Below are 16,923 nucleotides of genomic sequence, written 5' to 3' on the forward strand. Positions count from 1 at the left end.
GATGCGCTACCAATTGCGCCACGCCCCCGTGGTGCTCTACTAGTCTATAACACCTTTTGCGGCTTCACCAAATCCTCATGCATATTTTTTTAGTTAGACCCATCACATTACTGATGGGTTTAGGTAATCACCTCACCCGGCACTGTCGCCTCCCGCTTCGTCAGAGCCTGCAGGGGGACGCTAACCTCCTGCAGATATTTACGAATCGCGGTACGTTGCGCCTCCTTCGCGGACTCCTCCTTCGACTCCGGTCCCTTGAAGCCCAGCTTGAAAGCATCCCACTGGCTCGCTGAGGGGTACTTTTCACGGGCATTCCACACCAGCGAGAACGATGCCAGGGTATTCAGCTCCTTCCTCGTGGCGGCCTTCGATAGCACATCAGCCACCGTTGCCACACGTGAAGACTCCGCAACGCTCACCGAGATCTTCGACTGCGCACCCGAGGGCAGGGTCAGCGCCTTATCCGGAGCCAACTGAATATTCAGGTGAATCTGCTGCACCTGCTCGTTCTTCAGATCCAGCTCAGCCAGCGCACGGAAGCGCTTCAGCAGGGACTCATAGTTCTCATCAATCACAACGGCGTTCAGGCGCAGCTCATCCGCCAGCAGACTCACCTGAGCGTAGCTCGCATTAGTACCCAGCGCCGCGTTAGCGGTCAGCACCTTCAGCCACTGCTCTTCCTTCAGAGTTGCCGAATCATTGACGCGCAGCGGGCCCACCGGCGCATCCGTAGCGGTGTTAGCAACGTTCTGCGGGTCATTCGCCGAGTCCACGCCGCCATAGGTGACGCTCAGCCGGTGCAAAGAACCGTAGACAGACAGGTTCGTCAGAGCCGTAGCTGCCGCCGTCAAATCGGCTTGTGCAGCCTCCGTGAGGGAGAAAGAACCCACCAGACGCAGATCCTGTTCAGTACGCCCCTGACCCACATAGATGCGCCCCAGCGACTCAATCTTCAGGTAGCGGGTATCAATATTCTCGCGAACCAGACGCTCACGGCGCGCCAACAGCTTCTCGTTTGAAACCACCACCGCAGCGTCCTCACCCAGAACACCGGTGGCGGCAATCTGCGGCATCGCGGCAAGCACCCCGGCGGCAGCAATCACGCCACCGGTCAGAAGCAGGGAACGGCGAGGAACCACGAGGCGGCGCGCCTGCTCGGCAATAGCCTCTTTAGCGGCATCTACACGGGTTGAAGAGCTCTTAGCGGAGGATTCCTCAGCGGCGACGGGTGCCGCCTCAGAAACGCCCTGAGAGGGTTCTTGAGTGGACGTAAGGTGAGAGTTTTCGGGTTCAGGAGTAGGTGAAGAAGACACAGATTCTCCAGTTTTAGGGCGAGCACAAAGCCCGCCATTAGTTTGAGGGAGTGAGTCTCTCTAGGATACCGCCCGCACCTATGGGTGAGCTGACAACCCGCGGCGCAGCATTCGAAGGGCATAAAGAAAACCTATGGGGTGGACTTCAGTCCACCCCATAGGTCACAAGCTTCATGAGAGTTCTCAACTCTCACCGCAGGCTATTTAGTCGTCCTGCGCAGCAGTAGCGTTCGGAGCCGGAATATTAGCCGACTCAGCAGCCAACTCGGCGATACGAATCTCGCCGGTCGTCGGATCATCGTAGGTCACGTACTCGGTGCCACCAGCCGTAGGCTCGGCGTCCTCGTTCACGTGGTTCTCCGCGATCAGGAAGCCGTGCGCACCAAGAATCTTAGCGACGCGGTCAATATCCTGCGGGGTCGGGGTATGATCCACCACTCGACGAATGTACTCGTTAATGCGCTGGTCACTCACGTATGCCTCGCCACGAGCAGCACGAGACTGCATGAGCTGGCGAACAACTTCCTGCAGCTGCTCATCGGTCAGACGCATCTTCAAAATAGCCATCACTGCCGCGCGGTCCTGCACCGGAACATCCTTGGGATACCCGACGCTCAGCCAGTCGATTACTCGAGAGATTATGCTCTTATCAGGCATCGAGCCCCTCCTTCGAAGCAGTCATCATATGCAATTTAGTGTTCACGGGATTAGTGGCCTCCACCGGTTACGCCGAAGATATTCCAGCCGAAAGTGTGGTCGATAAAGTCCTTAGCGACCCAGAGAATACCGATGATTACGATTGCTACGATAATAGCAAAAATGCAGGACGCGGCAATCTTCGCCACCGTTCCCGGAGGCTCAATTTCAACGAGCTTGCCGTCCGCAGTGTACTCGGTACGACCAGCCAGCAGACGCAGACCGAACGCATACAGCGCCGGAAGGCCCGCACCGAAGAACAAACCGGCAATCAGCACCGGAATAACCTTGTTCACAATGTCCATCAGATATTCCACGGCTACGAACCTGCCTTCTCAGTAGCAAGAATCTGATCTGCGGATGCGTCAGCGCTGGTGACTGCAGCGCCTTCCTTTTCATCCCAGTCGCCAGTCACGTTCGAAGCGTCAATGTTGTCCTTCTGGGAATGACGCCACATCAGGAAGCAGAAGACTACCAACAAAGCGAACACGGTCATTTCGCCAATGAACTGGGTACCGGTCAGAGCATTCAGGCCGTGACCAATCAGCCAGGTCAGAGCACCCACAATCGCGGCAGCCGGCAGGGTAATCAGCCAAGCAACCACCATGCGGCCAGCAACAGACCAGCGAACCTCAGCACCCTTACGACCCAGACCACTACCCAGAATCGAACCGGATGCCACGTGAGTGGTGGACAGCGCCATACCGAAGTGGGACGAGGTCAGAATAATCGCAGCGGATGCGCCGTCAGCAGCAACACCCTGCGGGGTATCCACCTCGACGATGCCCTTACCGAGGGTACGGATAATACGCCAACCGCCCAGGTAAGTACCCAGCGCAATAGCAAGCGCACAGGAAGCCTTCACCCAGAAGGGGATTGCGTCATCGTTGCTCAGAGTGCCCGAAGCAACCAGAGCCAGGAAGATCACGCCCATGGTCTTCTGCGCGTCGTTGGTACCGTGCGCCAGAGACATCAGGGACGCGGTTGCAACCTGTCCCTTGCGGAAGCCGCCGTGCTTACGGTCGTCAGCCACCGGAGCAGCAATACGGTAGACCAGCCAGGTGCCGGTTGCCGCCACAATAGCCGCAATGACGGGGGAGAGGACCGCGGGAACAATAATCTTGGACAGAACGCCCATCCACTGCACGCCGTCAAAGCCGATCGCAACAATAGCCGAACCGATCAGGCCACCAAACAGAGCGTGCGACGAGGAGGAGGGAAGACCCAGAAGCCAGGTCAAAACATTCCAGAGGATACCGCCAACCAGGCCGGTAAAGACGATAAGCATCAGCGCCGGGCCGTCTGTTGTTACATCGATACGATCCAGGTTCACGATGCCGCTACCGACCGAACGCGCCACCTCAACAGAGAGGAACGCGCCGACGAGGTTCAGGGACGCAGACAGCGCCACGGCGGTCTTAGGCTTCAGCGCACCGGTGGCGATGGAGGTTGCCATCGCATTACCGGTGTCGTGGAAGCCATTCGTAAAGTCGAAGGCGAGCGCGGTCAGCACCACGATCACGAGAATAATGAGTTCTGTAGTCACAAGAAAATTATCTGTCGGTTTTCGCGAAATCTAAAGTATTCCGAATTAACACGAAATAACAGATAAACCCACAGTATTGAGCGGGTTTTTATGAGGGTTTTACTATAGAGCCCATATTTTAGGATCAAAACTCCCGATATTCCGCAGGAAAAAGGGTGCACCCACCGGAATGCTTAAGTTGTTTTATGTGGCTTATGCGAGAGCACGGGGGAGAGGGGCGATTATATCCATCAAGAGGCTAAAGTGTGTTCACCAAGTGTTCACTTTCAGGAACCTCCCAGCTTTCTTTTTGTGACACACCTTTATTATTCAGACCTCATTTGGGTCACCAAGCTACCCGCACAGGATGCCCCTGTGGGTTTTACGGCGTGGGGCTTTCTGCGGAGCGCATTCTCCGCAACAGCGGGTTTTCTTCAGTCGTGCGCATTCGAATATCACGAAGGATTGAATCTATACTCGCGGCGCACGCAGCACATCAGCGTCGCGAGGTATTCGCACCGATTCCCCTGCATCACATCAGCGGATACAACAAAAGACCCCGTATCTTTCGATACGGGGTCTTTTTCAAAAATAAACCGGCGATGACCTACTCTCCCACACCCACAAAAGTGCAGTACCATCGGCGCGAAGAGTCTTAGCTTCTGGGTTCGGAATGGAACCAGGCGTTTCCCTCTTGCTATAATCACCGGAAAGTGGAGGCGAGGGGACTCGAACCCCTAACCCTCTGCTTGCAAAGCAGATGCGCTACCAATTGCGCCACGCCCCCGTCTCAGCGGAAACCACTGTTTAGTTATTTTTCCAAGCCTTGACGACTTCATTGCTCTGGTACTTTTTCAGAACCATCACAGTGACACACGAAAGAACAGCAAGAATCAATAATTTCTTCATTATTGCCTTTCATAGTGTGGAGTGGGCGTACCAAGAATCGAACTTGGGACCTCTTCGTTATCAGCGAAGCGCTCTAACCGTCTGAGCTATACGCCCTCCTTCTGCGGAATTTCTTCCGTAGAACGAGATATAACTATACAGGTGTTTGCAGGTAACACCAAATCGAAAAAGCATGTTCTGTATCACACTTTAATATTGGGGGTTCCCAAGCATACAGAGCGGGCGGCACCACCTCCATCCAGAGGGGCACCGCCCGCACACAAAGCTCAAAAAGCTACAAACTAGGACTCATCGCTCAGAGTCAAGGTCACGCCACCAACCAGCTTCGCAGCCAGGTTGTACAGAATCGCGCCAATCATACCCAGCAGAGTAAAGACCACAGTGTTGACCACAGCAAAAATAGTAGTCACCAAAGCAACCTGACCCAGCGAAATCATCTGCGAAATATCCACAGTGGTCGAACCGGTACCCAGCGAGCTAATCAGCTGATTCACACCGGTAAACGCACCAGAAGCCTGCAGGAACAGCCAGAGAATCACCGACGCCACGACGGTCACGATACCCAGGGCAATAGACAGCAGGAAGATCAGCTTCGCCACCGACCACGTATCAACCTTCTGCACTACCAGGCGCGCACGACGAATCTTCGAACGCGGCGCCGGACGCACCAGCTGACGGCGCGAACCGGTCGGACGCTTAGCGTTTACAGGGCGCTTGCCGGCAGGACGCTTAGCGGTACCGCCAGGACGAGCCTGGCCCGAACGCGACTGAGCCGGGCGACGCGCGCCAGCCTTAGCCGCACCCGAAGACTGGGATGCTCCAGCCGACGCCGAACGCTGTGCCGACGCAGGAGAGGAGCTCGCGGGAGTGCTGCTCATTAGTTACCTCCAGTAGCGGTGAGATCGGCAGCTGCCGCTTCACCCTCGTTGTCCGAACCGGGCGCCTCAGAAGACTCCGAAGCCTCGGTATTCTCAGTGGTTTCATCGTCGCTATCATCCAGCTGACGATCCTGGTTGCGTGCAACACCAATAATAGAATCGCCCTTACCGGGCTTTGCAAAGATAACACCCATAGTATCGCGTCCCTTCGCAGGAACCTCATTCACATTCGAACGAACGACCTTGCCGCTGGCCATAACCACCAGCACCTCGTCCTCTTCGTCCACGATGAGGCCACCCACCAGGGCGCCACGATCCTCAACTAGCTTAGCAACCTTAATGCCGAAACCGTTACGGCCCTGCACGCGGTACTCATCCACGCTCGTACGCTTCGCGTAACCACCCTCAGTGACCACGAAGACGAAGGAGCCCTCAGTGACCACATTCGCAGAAATCAGCTCATCGCCCTCACGGAACTTCATACCGGTCACACCGGAGGTCGAACGACCCATCGGGCGCAGCGACGCATCATCAGCGTGGAAGCGCAGCGACATACCGTTACGCGACACCAGCAGAATATCGTCCTTATCCGAAACGGTGAACGCCGAAACAACCTCATCGCCCTCACGCAGGTTAATCGCAATCAGGCCGGCAGTACGGTTCGTATCGTAATCGCTCAGGCGGCTCTTCTTCACCATGCCGCCGCGAGTAGCAAGCACCAGGTACTCAGCATCCTCATAGCTCTTCAGCTCCATCACCTGAGCAATATGCTCACCGCCCTGGAACTCCAGCAGGTTCGCAATGTGCTGGCCCTTCGCGTCACGACCAGCTTCCTGCAGCTCGTAACCCTTCGCACGGTACACGCGACCCAGGTTCGTGAAGAACAGAATCCAGCTGTGCGTAGTGGTCACGAAGAAGTGCTCCACCACGTCATCACCGCGCAGCGAGGCACCCTTAATGCCCTTACCGCCGCGGTGCTGGCTACGGTACTGATCACTGCGGGTGCGCTTAATGTAGCCGCCGCGAGTAATCGTAACCACGACCTCTTCCTCAGGGATGAGGTCTTCCATGGACATGTCGCCGTTGTAGCCGTACATAATCTGGGTGCGACGCTCATCGCCATAGCGGTTCACAATCTCGCCCAGCTCCTCAGAGATAATCTCGCGCTGGCGAGTCTCCGAAGCAATAATCGCGTTGTACTCAGCGATCATGCGCATCAGCTCATCGTGACGATCCTGAATCTTCTGACGCTCCAAAGCAGCCAAACGACGCAGCTGCATGTTCAGAATTGCCTGAGCCTGAGCCTCATCAATCTGCAGGAACTCCATCAGGCCGCTACGCGCCTCATCAGCGGTGGGGGAGCGGCGAATCAGGGCAATAACCTCATCCAGAGCATCCAGAGCCTTCAGCAGGCCGCGCAGGATGTGCGCCTCTTCCTCCGCCTGACGCAGACGGTAACGGGTACGACGAACGATAACGTCCATCTGGTGATCCACCCAGTGACGCACAAACGCATCCAGGGACAGGGTGCGCGGCACGCCATCCACAATGGCGAGCATATTCGCGGAGAAGTTCTCCTGCAGCTGGGTGTGCTTGTACAGGTTGTTCAGCACAACCTTCGGGGATGCATCACGCTTGAGCACAATCACCAGGCGCTGACCGGTACGACCCGACGTCTCATCGCGCAAATCCGCGATGCCGGTAACCTTACCGTCCTTGATGAGCTCAGCAATCTTAATCGCCAGGTTATCCGGGTTCGCCTGGTACGGCAGCTCGGTGACCACCAGGCAGGTGCGACCGTGGATTTCCTCCACGTTGACCACCGCGCGCATAGTGATGGAGCCGCGGCCGGTGCGGTACGCATCCTCAATGCCCTTGGTGCCCAGAATCTGTGCACCGGTCGGGAAATCCGGGCCCTTAATACGAGCCATCAGAGCGTTCAGCAGCTCCTCATTGGTGGCGTGCGGGTTCTTCAGGAACCACTCCACACCCTCAGCAACCTCACGCAGGTTGTGCGGCGGGATATTGGTCGCCATACCCACAGCAATACCCGAAGAACCGTTGACCAGCAGGTTCGGGATGCGCGCGGGCAGAACGGTCGGTTCCAGGGACTTGCCATCGTAGTTGGGCTGGAAGTCAACGGTGTCCTCGTTGATGTCACGCACCATCTCCAGGGCGATGGGTGCCATCTTGGTCTCGGTGTATCGAGGCGCTGCAGCACCGTCGTTACCGGGAGAACCGAAGTTACCCTGACCCAGCGCCAGCGGGTAACGCATAATCCAGCTCTGAATCAGACGCACCAGGGTGTCGTAGATAGCGCTATCGCCGTGGGGGTGGAACTGACCCATCACATCGCCAACCACGCGGGCGCACTTATTGAAGGATCGGTCCGGGCGGTAGCCGCCGTCGTACATCGCGTAGATTACGCGGCGGTGCACGGGCTTGAGGCCGTCACGCACATCCGGCAGGGCGCGGCCAATAATAACCGCCATTGCGTAGTCCAGGTAGGAACGCTGCATTTCAGTCTGCAGGTCCACCTGTTCAATGTGACCGTGGTGGTCTACGCTTTCAGCGCCACCGTTGCTGACTACGTCAACCTCAGCGGATTTATTCTGCTGTTCTTCGCTCATTACTTTCTCATTCCTCAATGACTCGCTCGGCTATATAGCTCATTTGACATATTCCATACGGGACATATGTCGTTTCATGCTAGATATCGAGGAATCGAATGTCCTTTGCGTTCTGTTGGATAAACTCACGACGAGCCTCAACATCCTCACCCATCAGAACAGAGAAGATCTGGTCAGCAGCAGCTGCATCCTCCATCTTCACCTGAAGCAGGGTACGACGAGCCGGATCCATGGTGGTGTCCCACAGCTCGGTGTAGTCCATCTCGCCCAGACCCTTGTAACGCTGAATACCGTTGTCCTTGGGCAGACGCTGGTTATTCGCCAAACCACGTGCCAGAGCCTCGTCGCGCTCTGCATCGGAGTAGACGTAATCGTGCGGGGCGTTCGACCACTTGATGCGGTACAGCGGCGGCTGAGCCAGGTACACGTAACCGGCCTCGATCAGCGGGCGCATGAAGCGGAAGAGCAGGGTCAGCAGCAGGGTCGTGATGTGCTGGCCGTCCACGTCAGCATCGGCCATGAGCACGATCTTGTGGTAACGGGCCTTTTCGATGTTGAAGTCGTCGCCGATGCCGGTACCGAAGGCGGTAATCATCGCCTGAATTTCGGCGTTCGACAGGGCGCGGTCCAGGCGAGCGCGCTCGACGTTCAGGATCTTACCGCGCAGCGGCAGAATGGCCTGAGTGTTCGGGTTACGGCCCTGAACCGCCGAACCACCCGCGGAGTCACCCTCCACCAGGTAAATCTCAGAGATCGACGGGTCCTTCGAAGAGCAGTCCTTGAGCTTACCGGGCATGGAGCTGGTCTCCAGCAGGCCCTTGCGGCGGGTCGTCTCACGGGCCTTACGGGCGGCGATACGCGCCTGGGCGGCGGTAATCGCGCGACGCACAATATCCTTGGCCACTGCGGGGTTACGGTCGAACCAGTCGCTCAGGTGATCGTTCACCTCGCGCTGGGTGAAGGACTTCGCCTCCGAGTTACCCAGCTTGGTCTTCGTCTGACCCTCGAACTGCGGCTCGGAAATCTTAATCGAGATGACCGCGGTCAGGCCCTCACGCACGTCTTCACCGGTGAGGTTATCGTCCTTATCGCGCAACAGCTTGTTGTCGCGAGCGTAACGGTTCACCAGGGAGGTCAGCGCGGCACGGAAACCCTCTTCGTGAGTGCCACCCTCGTGGGTGTTGATCGTGTTTGCGTAGGAGTAGACGGATTCCTTGTACGCACCGGTCCACTGCATGGCCACTTCCAGGCTCATGTTACGGTCGGAATCCTCGGATTCGAAGGAGACAATCTCTTCGTTCACGATGGTCTTCGCGCCGGCGTTCAGGAAGTGCACGTAGTCAAACAGACCGTTGTCGTAACGGTAAGTGACGGTCGTGAAACCGTCAGCGTTCGCACGCACTCGGTTGAGAGTGTTTTCCTTTTCCTCTTCGGCAACCTCGTCACCGGTGAACTTCTCGCGCTCATCGGTCAGGGTGATAGTCAGGCCCTTGTTCAGGAAGGCCATCTGCTGGAAGCGAGCGCGCAGAGTCTCAAAGTCGAACTCGACGGTCTCAAAAATCTCCGGGTCCGGGTAGAACGTCTGAATCGTGCCGGTCTTATCGGAGGGCTCGCCGCGACGCAGAGGGCCGTCCGGCACGCCACCGTTCGAGAAGGAAATATGCCATGCGTAGCCCTGGCGGTGCACCTCGGTAATCACGCGGGTAGACAGCGCGTTCACCACGGAGATACCCACGCCGTGCAGACCACCGGAGACCGAGTAGCCGCCGCCGCCGAACTTACCGCCAGCGTGCAGCACGGTCATGACAACCTCAACGGTGGACTTGTGCTCGGTGGGGTGCTCATCCACGGGGATACCGCGGCCGTCGTCCTTCACGCGGACGGAGCCGTCAGCCTGAATGGTCACGTCAATTTCGGAGGCGTAGCCGGCGAGCGCCTCATCGACCGAGTTATCTACAACCTCGTAGACCAGGTGGTGCAGACCGCGCTCAGTGGTCGAGCCAATGTACATGCCGGGGCGCTTACGAACCGCTTCCAGACCTTCCAGCACGGTAATATCGGATGCACCGTATTCATGCGGCTGTTCAGATGCATTCTGTTCAGATGCCACGAGGCAGAACTCCTTGAGTAGATGATGCAACCGGCGAAGAAGAACTGCGGGCAGCTCAGAGGGGAGCCTAGAACGCCTCACGAAGGGCACCAGATGGCGCCTGCACAACCCGCGTTGCCGGTGATGCCCATAGGTGGGCACACTTTACGCATTGTCTCTTTTATTTTACCGAGCAAGAGAGCATAAAACCATCTACATACGTCACATATTGAGCTTTTTTGGGCGCCACCACCCGCTCAAAAGCCCGCAAAGGCGGTTTAGAGTGTTTCAACCCCCTTTTGAGATAGGGGGTACGGTTCACCACTTCGTGGAGGTTGCCGGCGATTCTAAAGCTTTCATAGCGTGCAGAAAATCATGAGGTGCAGAAAAGGGGCACGTTTCATACAACGCCCCCAATGTCTCAGTTTCCCGCCGTGGCAATGCGACGCAGCGACGCGATGCGCCTACCCGTAGGTATCGCGCACACCGCGCATGCCGGTGGCGCGCCGATAGCCTCGCTGACTCCAGCGACCGTTATTCGGGCCCAACACGCGGACCTGAGCTACGACACCCTCGCCCAGTTCCCTGCGGAAAAGTTCGATAAGGTGCCCATGCATCAGACGCAGCTGCGTGGTCCAGGCGGTAGAGTCGCACTGGACTTCAACGATGGAGTTTTCGAAGCTGATCGGGCGGGTATGCGCGGCGATTTCGGGGCCCACAAGCTCAGCCCAACGCGCCAGCACGCTAGAGACCGCCACGGGCTCTTTCCAGCCGCGAGAGCGAATCAGGGCACTAACGATGCCACCGAGGGGTTTAGGGTCGCGAGAGCTCTCTCCGGGGCCACTATAACCACCCATCACGCGAGGGTCCCAGCCCTGCGCTCGCCGTGATTTCTTCTTCGAGGCGGTGCCGGACATGACTGCACCGAAATCGCGCATGATTTTATTCGCAGAGAAGGCGTTGAGAGGCGCTTCGCCACGTTCCTGAGCCGCCACGCGCATACGGGTCAGTAGGGCGGAGGGGGCGTCCACCTCGTCGCGATAGAACTCGCCCACGCTATCAACCTCGCGCGGGTTTTGAGGCTCTGTAAACTGCAGTTCCGCAAACTCGTCGTATGTTTCACGTGAAACATGGTTTTGAGGGCGGGCAGGGTTACTCATCGCCGTCACCCTCCGCGAGCGCAGACACAGTAGACCCCTCGCTATCCACAGTAGCAACGGCAGGCTGCACATACTCGGCATGACCAGCCGTCACCGACACCAGGCGGTAGTCACCCAGCTCCTCCGGAATATCGCTCAGCACCGCACAGGTAATCAGCACCTGCTCCGCATCAGCAACCATCGCACCCAGACGGTGGCGGCGCGCAGAATCCAGCTCCGCAAACACATCATCAAGAATCAGAATCGGCGAAGACCCCGCTGAGGAATCATCCTCAACATGCACAAACCAGGATGCCAACTTCAGCGCCAGCGCAAAAGACCAGCTCTCACCGTGCGAAGCGAAATGCTTCACCGGCATGCCACCAAGCAGCAGGGTAATATCCTCACGGTGCGGCCCCACCAGGGTCACACCGCGCTCAATCTCATCGCGCCGACGCTCCGCAAAACCGCGCATCAAAGCCTCTTTGAGGTCCTCAATGCGCATCAGCGCCGCGTGCTCGATTGAGCGCTCGCCCATGCTCGAAAAAACAGTCGACTCATAGTTGAAACCGACTTCCTTTGAGCCGTCCGTCAGCCCCGCGTAGGCGCGGCGAAGCTGCGGCAAAAAGCGCTGCAGCAGGCGAAAACGCGCAGAAAGCAGCTGGGCACCCAGGGTCGATAGCTGCTCATCCCAAACCGCCAGGGTACTCAAAGCGTTCTCGTCCCGTGCCTTACGCTGCATGGATTTCAGTAGCGAATTGCGCTGACGCAAAATCCGCTCATACTCGCTACGGTACCCAGCAACCACAGGACGCAAAGAGGTCGCCAGCTCATCCACAAAACGGCGACGACCCGCCGGATCGCCCTTCACCAATTGCAAATCCTCCGGGGAGAACAGCACCGTGCGGGCAATACCCAGCGCCTCCTTTGCACGCACCGGCGCGGCACGGTTAATGCGCACGCGGTTACTCTGCCCCGGAGCAATCTCAAACTCAGTCACCGTCTGCTGCGAACCGCGCACCGTACGGGTGCGAATATAGGCGCGCGAAGCCCCCATCCGCACCAGCGGCCCGTCATGGCTCACGCGGTGCGAAGACAGAGACGCCGCATAGTCAATCGCCTCAACAATATTGGTTTTACCCACACCGTTAGAGCCCAGAAAAACCGTGACTCCCGCCGAAAGAGGCAAGCTCAGCAGAGCGTAGGTGCGGTAATCCAACAACGAAATATGGTCGATATACACCGGTGCAGCTCCTTTCGTGCGGTTCGGTTGGGGGATGGGTGCGGGCGGGCAGAAAACACAGCCCCGCGGGCTTCCTTGGGCAGAACCTTGGGAGGCGCGCGGGGCGGCTAGCTACTAGTTCGAGGGCAGGCGAACCGGCATCAGCAGGTAACGGTAGTTACGGTCGTCCTCAGCCAGCGGCTCGTCCTGACCGGAAATCACGGCGGGCTTCGGCGCATCGGTGAAGGAGAAACGCACGAACTCGGTACCGAACACCTTCAAACCATCCGACAGGTATGCGGGGTTGTACGCAACGGTGATGTCTTCACCGGACAGGTGCGCTTGCAGGGTCTCAGAAGCCTGAGCCTCGTCACCGCGGCCGGCATCAATAGCGACCGAACCCTGGGTGAACTTCAGACGCAGGGGAGTGTTACGCTCCGCCACGAGGGAGATACGACGAGCTGCCTCAGCCAAGTCGGAGGTGCGAACCACCGCGTGAATCGGGGTCTGCTCGGGGAACAGTGCACGAATGTTGGGGTAGTCGCCGTCCATCAGAACGCTGGTGGTGCGACGGGTGCCAGCGGCGAAACCAATCAGCTCACCTGCAGCGGGCAGAGCAATAGACAGCTCACCGGAACCGGAGAGGGTGCTACCCACCTCAGAGACGGTCTTAGCCTTCAGCAGCACAGCCGCCTGAACCTCGGGGTTGACCGGGTTCCACTTGATTTCGCGCATAGCCAGGCGGTAGCGGTCGGTGGCGAGCAGGGTCATGGTGTCACCGTTGATTTCCACGCGGATACCGGTCAGCAGAGGCAGAGTCTCATCCTTGGACACCGCAATCTGAACCTGCTTGACGGCTTCAGCGAATTCGGCGCCGTCCACGGTACCCGAAATTTCGGGAAGCTCGGGAAGCTCGGGGTAGTCCACGACCGGCATGCCAGCCAGCTGGAAGTTAGCGGAACGGCAGTGAATACGAATCACGGACTCATCTGCGGTGAACTCGACGGGTGCATTCGGTAGGGAGCGGCAAATTTCTGCCAGGATCTTGCCGGGAACCAGGCACACGCCTTCTGCTTCAACATCGGCTGCAATGACCTGGCGGGCGCTGGTCTCGTGATCGAAGCTTGCGATGCTGACCTCACCTGCGGAGGCGGTAATCAGCAGACCGTTGAGTACGGGGGAGGTGGGACGCAGCGGAAGTGAGCGTGCCGTCCAGCCGACTGCTTCGGCAAGGACATCGCGTTCAACGGTGAATTTCATCGAGAAGGCGCCTTTCACGGAATTGGAGAGTTAGGTTGTGGGCGCACGTAAAGCTTTGGGCGATAGAGCCGGAGATATCGCGTGCTCTGGTGCGCAGTGAATCTTCCGCGCGCGCGTCTATCCATCCTACCGGATTTTGTAATTACACAGAGACTCGAAGGTCAGTTCTGCAGCGAAAAAACGGGTGAAATGAGGCATGCGAGGGTGCTGTATTTTTGTAATTACAAAGAGAGGCTGAAGACGTAGCAAACCCACTCGAAAACAGGTTCGAACCAGGCAATGGTTCAGTGTTGGTTTCTTTTCTAAACCCAACCTAAGAGAGAGCGTGCAGCTCTTGATCCAAATCCGCAAAAATCTACGTTTTCAGTAGCGGCGCATAGAAAAACCTGATCCAGACCGTTCGGTCGAGCAGAACTATTTGTTATGGGGAGGATTTTTTCTTTAAGTACAGTAGTATTGTTAACGCTTGTGGAAACGGTGGAAAACCCCTTCCTTGCCTGCAATGACGCGGAAGTAGCCTGTGGACATTAAGTGGAAGAATCCACCCTACACTGAGGATGCATTGTGTATGGATATTTATACATTTCCTCGATTCCACACCTTTTGAATATTCATGCACTTAACGTCCACATGAACGCATGAGTTAAAGCACAGCTTATCCACACCCCGAAAATCCAGCTTTTCGAGTCACTAAAATCCTTGGAATCAACGCGAAATCCCTGCCCCGCAACCCATAAAACACCTAGTCAAGACGCAAAATAAGCTACGGGGCAGGGAACAAAAACGCTTCTAGAGCACTTCTAGCCGGCGGCGCGCTGCTCCTGGCGGATCAAATTCGTCAGCTCAGTGACCTGATTGAAAATGGTCTGACGCTCCGCCATCTGCGCGCTCACCTTACGTACCGCGTGCATCACCGTCGTATGGTCGCGGCCACCCAAATCGTTACCAATACGCGGCAGAGACATCTCGGTCAGCTCACGCAACAGATACATCGCCACCTGGCGCGCATTCGTGAGCGTACGGGTGCGAGACTTCGACTGCATATCCTCAATGGACACATCAAAATACTTCGCCACCGTCGCCAAAACCAGCGCCGACGTAATCTCCGCACCACCGGTATCAGAGAGCAAATCCTTCAGATAGGTCTCAGCCTCAGCCAGGGTAATGGGCTCCGGCGGCTTCTTCATCGAGGCGGCAGCGCTCGCACGAATCAGAGCGCCCTCCAACTCGCGAATATTGGCCGTGACATGGGAAGCAATGTACTCCATGACGTCATCGCGCACCGGCAAAATCTCGTTCTGAGCCTTCTTCCGCAGAATCGCAATACGGGTCTCCAGCTCCGGAGGCTGCACATCCACGTTCAGGCCCGAACCGAAACGCGAACGCATACGCTCAGCGAAACCGGTCAGCTGCTTCGGCGGCAAATCAGAGGTAATCACGATCTGCTTCTGGTGGTTGTACAGGGCGTTGAAGGTATGGAAGAACTCCTCCATCGTCGCCTCTTTCCCCGCCAAAAACTGGATATCGTCAATCAGCAGAACGTCGACATTGCGGTAAATCTGTTTGAACGACGAGCCCTCATCGTCACGAATCGAGTTGATGAAATCGTTCGTGAATTCCTCAGAATTCACGTAGCGCACGCGTAGGTTCGGGTACAGGTACTTGGTGTAGTGGCCGATCGCGTGCAGCAGGTGGGTCTTGCCCAGACCCGAACCGCCGTAGATGAACAGCGGGTTGTAGACAATGCCGGGCTGCTCCGCCACCGCGAAAGCGCTCGCGTGCGCAAAGCGGTTGGACTGCCCAATCACGAAGGTATCGAAGGTGTAGTTCGGGTTCAGTCGGGCAGAGCTATCCCACGTCGGCGCGTTTTCCGGGTCTTCATGCGGATGCACCTGTTGAGACTCCGGTACCGTCGGGGCGTCCGGAACGAAAGTGGGCAGGGGCGCCGGATATTCGCGAGGCGCCGGTACACCCGCGGCAGGAGCTACGGGAGCCGACTGCTGAGCGGAGGGGAAGCCAGCACGCTCCGCCTCCAGAGCCTGCAGGGATGGGCGGGTGACCTGCTCATCAGCGGGTACCTCATAGTGATCAGGGCCCGGATGCGGCTCGGTGTAGTACTCAAAAGCGCGCGAACCGGCGGGCGCCTCAGGATGTGCAGAAGCCGTCGCTACCGAAGGGGTGGGCTGGTGCTCGACAGGTACCTCACGTTCACCCTGGAAAACGTCCTGACGTGCAGATTCAACCGGAACCATGGACTCATTCACATCAAAAAGCGCAGTGGTCGACGGACCAAAAGCCTCGTGCAAAGCCGCACGGAACGAAGCACTAATCTGCTCCTCAAAGACCGCACGAGTGAGCTTATTCGGCACCTCAATGATGAGGCGAGAAGAACCCATCAGTCCCTGAGGCTGCGCAAGATTCACGAAACCGCGCTGACGTGCCGTCACCGCCGGGTCGGCGGCAAGAATGGAGAGCAGATGCGCCCAGCGCGCCTGAAGGGAATCGGTCATGGAATTCTTTACTTTCACTCGATGTGAAGCGGTGGCGCAGTAAAGAAATCATGCCGGAAACCACCGCGAGGTCATTAAGATTCTACCCGGTTAATACACAGGTGGAGAAAGTTATCCACAAGAGTTTTCCACACGGTGGAAAACTTGTAATTACAGAAGTGGATAAGCGGTGGATTTAAGTGCATAGCGAGGGTTCTTCCTTGATATTCTGCGGAACGTCTCAGGAATACTGGGTTGTGGATAACTCTTCGGTGGGCGGGGGTAAGAGACTGTTGTGCACCGCGGTGGATATCGTGCCACTGTAAATATCCCCAGGTTTGTAGCCTCTGTATCAGGGGCTTCTCCACAGCCCATAAATGCACCGCAATCACCACCTCCACGGCGCAAACGAGCCTGGAATCACGCGGAAAAACGCCCCAAGAACTTGATTTACGCCCTCCACTCTTCTAAAGTTGTGCTGTTGTGTGTGCACCGCCTACTGCGAATAGTCGCGGTACCTCCGTGCACCAAGAAGCGTACGGTTCCGATACCCCGTGAGGGCACGAACCGCAAAAATCAAGGAGACAAAGTATGAGCAAGCGTACTTTCCAGCCGAACAACCGCCGTCGCGCTAAGAAGCACGGCTTCCGTCTGCGTATGCGTACCCGTGCAGGCCGCGCGATTCTGTCGAACCGCCGCGGTAAGGGCCGCGCAAAGCTCTCGGCCTAATCACGGCATATAGTTCGCCCGCCGATGCACACGCATCGGCGGGG

The 16,923-nt window shown here is 57.3% G+C and carries 12 protein-coding genes, 2 tRNA genes and 1 rRNA gene; 1 reads left to right on the top strand and 14 read right to left on the bottom strand.

Features of this window, described 5'->3' with window-relative positions:
• Positions 1-119: 119 nt before the first annotated feature.
• The 14 genes from HMPREF2682_RS06525 to dnaA form a co-directional block, all read right to left on the bottom strand.
• Complete coding sequence (locus HMPREF2682_RS06525; protein ID WP_070832467.1) at positions 120-1,313, bottom strand: acetamidase; 1,194 nt, start codon at positions 1,311-1,313, stop codon at positions 120-122.
• Between the two features lie 204 nt (positions 1,314-1,517).
• Complete coding sequence (locus HMPREF2682_RS06530) at positions 1,518-1,970, bottom strand: DUF3349 domain-containing protein (RefSeq protein ID WP_070737427.1); 453 nt, start codon at positions 1,968-1,970, stop codon at positions 1,518-1,520.
• A gap of 50 nt (positions 1,971-2,020) precedes the next feature.
• Positions 2,021-2,314 carry a hypothetical protein gene (locus HMPREF2682_RS06535; RefSeq protein ID WP_070737430.1) on the bottom strand — a complete coding sequence of 98 codons (294 nt, stop codon included), beginning with the start codon at positions 2,312-2,314 and terminating at the stop codon, positions 2,021-2,023.
• Positions 2,315-2,328: 14 nt separating this feature from the next.
• Positions 2,329-3,555, bottom strand: a complete 1,227-nt coding sequence (locus tag HMPREF2682_RS06540) for an inorganic phosphate transporter (RefSeq protein ID WP_070832470.1) — start codon at positions 3,553-3,555, stop codon at positions 2,329-2,331.
• A 573-nt stretch (positions 3,556-4,128) separates the two neighbouring features.
• A 5S ribosomal RNA gene (gene rrf, locus HMPREF2682_RS06545) occupies positions 4,129-4,245 on the bottom strand.
• A 3-nt stretch (positions 4,246-4,248) separates the two neighbouring features.
• Positions 4,249-4,321 (bottom strand) — tRNA-Ala (locus tag HMPREF2682_RS06550).
• A 144-nt stretch (positions 4,322-4,465) separates the two neighbouring features.
• A tRNA-Ile gene (locus tag HMPREF2682_RS06555) sits at positions 4,466-4,539 on the bottom strand.
• Between the two features lie 185 nt (positions 4,540-4,724).
• Complete coding sequence (locus HMPREF2682_RS06560) at positions 4,725-5,321, bottom strand: DUF3566 domain-containing protein (RefSeq protein ID WP_070832473.1); 597 nt, start codon at positions 5,319-5,321, stop codon at positions 4,725-4,727.
• Positions 5,321-7,951 carry a DNA gyrase subunit A gene (gene gyrA, locus HMPREF2682_RS06565; protein ID WP_070832475.1) on the bottom strand — a complete coding sequence of 877 codons (2,631 nt, stop codon included), beginning with the start codon at positions 7,949-7,951 and terminating at the stop codon, positions 5,321-5,323. Before gyrA ends, HMPREF2682_RS06560 begins: the two co-directional genes overlap by 1 nt.
• Before the next feature lie 79 nt (positions 7,952-8,030).
• Positions 8,031-10,061, bottom strand: a complete 2,031-nt coding sequence (gyrB, locus tag HMPREF2682_RS06570; RefSeq protein WP_070832478.1) for a DNA topoisomerase (ATP-hydrolyzing) subunit B — start codon at positions 10,059-10,061, stop codon at positions 8,031-8,033.
• Positions 10,062-10,504: 443 nt separating this feature from the next.
• Entirely contained in the window at positions 10,505-11,095 is a 591-nt protein-coding gene (locus tag HMPREF2682_RS06575; protein ID WP_369825420.1) for a DciA family protein, read from the bottom strand.
• 97 nt (positions 11,096-11,192) lie between these two features.
• Complete coding sequence (gene recF / locus HMPREF2682_RS06580; RefSeq protein WP_070832485.1) at positions 11,193-12,422, bottom strand: DNA replication/repair protein RecF; 1,230 nt, start codon at positions 12,420-12,422, stop codon at positions 11,193-11,195.
• A 114-nt stretch (positions 12,423-12,536) separates the two neighbouring features.
• Positions 12,537-13,661, bottom strand: coding sequence for a DNA polymerase III subunit beta (gene dnaN / locus HMPREF2682_RS06585; protein WP_070832493.1), 1,125 nt, complete (start codon positions 13,659-13,661; stop codon positions 12,537-12,539).
• An 800-nt stretch (positions 13,662-14,461) separates the two neighbouring features.
• Entirely contained in the window at positions 14,462-16,171 is a 1,710-nt protein-coding gene (gene dnaA, locus HMPREF2682_RS06590) for a chromosomal replication initiator protein DnaA (RefSeq protein WP_070832496.1), read from the bottom strand.
• Between the two features lie 570 nt (positions 16,172-16,741).
• On the opposite strand from dnaA, the gene rpmH reads away from it, so the two are divergent.
• Complete coding sequence (gene rpmH / locus HMPREF2682_RS06595; RefSeq protein ID WP_049332235.1) at positions 16,742-16,879, top strand: 50S ribosomal protein L34; 138 nt, start codon at positions 16,742-16,744, stop codon at positions 16,877-16,879.
• Positions 16,880-16,923 lie beyond the last annotated feature (44 nt).

The organism is Rothia sp. HMSC061D12 (genome assembly GCF_001836735.1).
In the GTDB taxonomy this organism is placed as follows: domain Bacteria; phylum Actinomycetota; class Actinomycetes; order Actinomycetales; family Micrococcaceae; genus Rothia.

What these genes read in the sequence shown, in the direction of transcription:
- HMPREF2682_RS06530 (WP_070737427.1), bottom strand. Translation starts at nt 1,970, where the DNA reads ATGCCTGATAAGAGCATAATCTCTCGAGTAATCGACTGGCTGAGCGTC.
- HMPREF2682_RS06535 (WP_070737430.1), bottom strand. Translation starts at nt 2,314, where the DNA reads ATGGACATTGTGAACAAGGTTATTCCGGTGCTGATTGCCGGTTTGTTC.
- HMPREF2682_RS06560 (WP_070832473.1), bottom strand. Translation starts at nt 5,321, where the DNA reads ATGAGCAGCACTCCCGCGAGCTCCTCTCCTGCGTCGGCACAGCGTTCG.
- gyrA (WP_070832475.1), bottom strand. Translation starts at nt 7,951, where the DNA reads ATGAGCGAAGAACAGCAGAATAAATCCGCTGAGGTTGACGTAGTCAGC.
- dnaN (WP_070832493.1), bottom strand. Translation starts at nt 13,661, where the DNA reads ATGAAATTCACCGTTGAACGCGATGTCCTTGCCGAAGCAGTCGGCTGG.
- dnaA (WP_070832496.1), bottom strand. Translation starts at nt 16,171, where the DNA reads ATGACCGATTCCCTTCAGGCGCGCTGGGCGCATCTGCTCTCCATTCTT.
- rpmH (WP_049332235.1), top strand. Translation starts at nt 16,742, where the DNA reads ATGAGCAAGCGTACTTTCCAGCCGAACAACCGCCGTCGCGCTAAGAAG.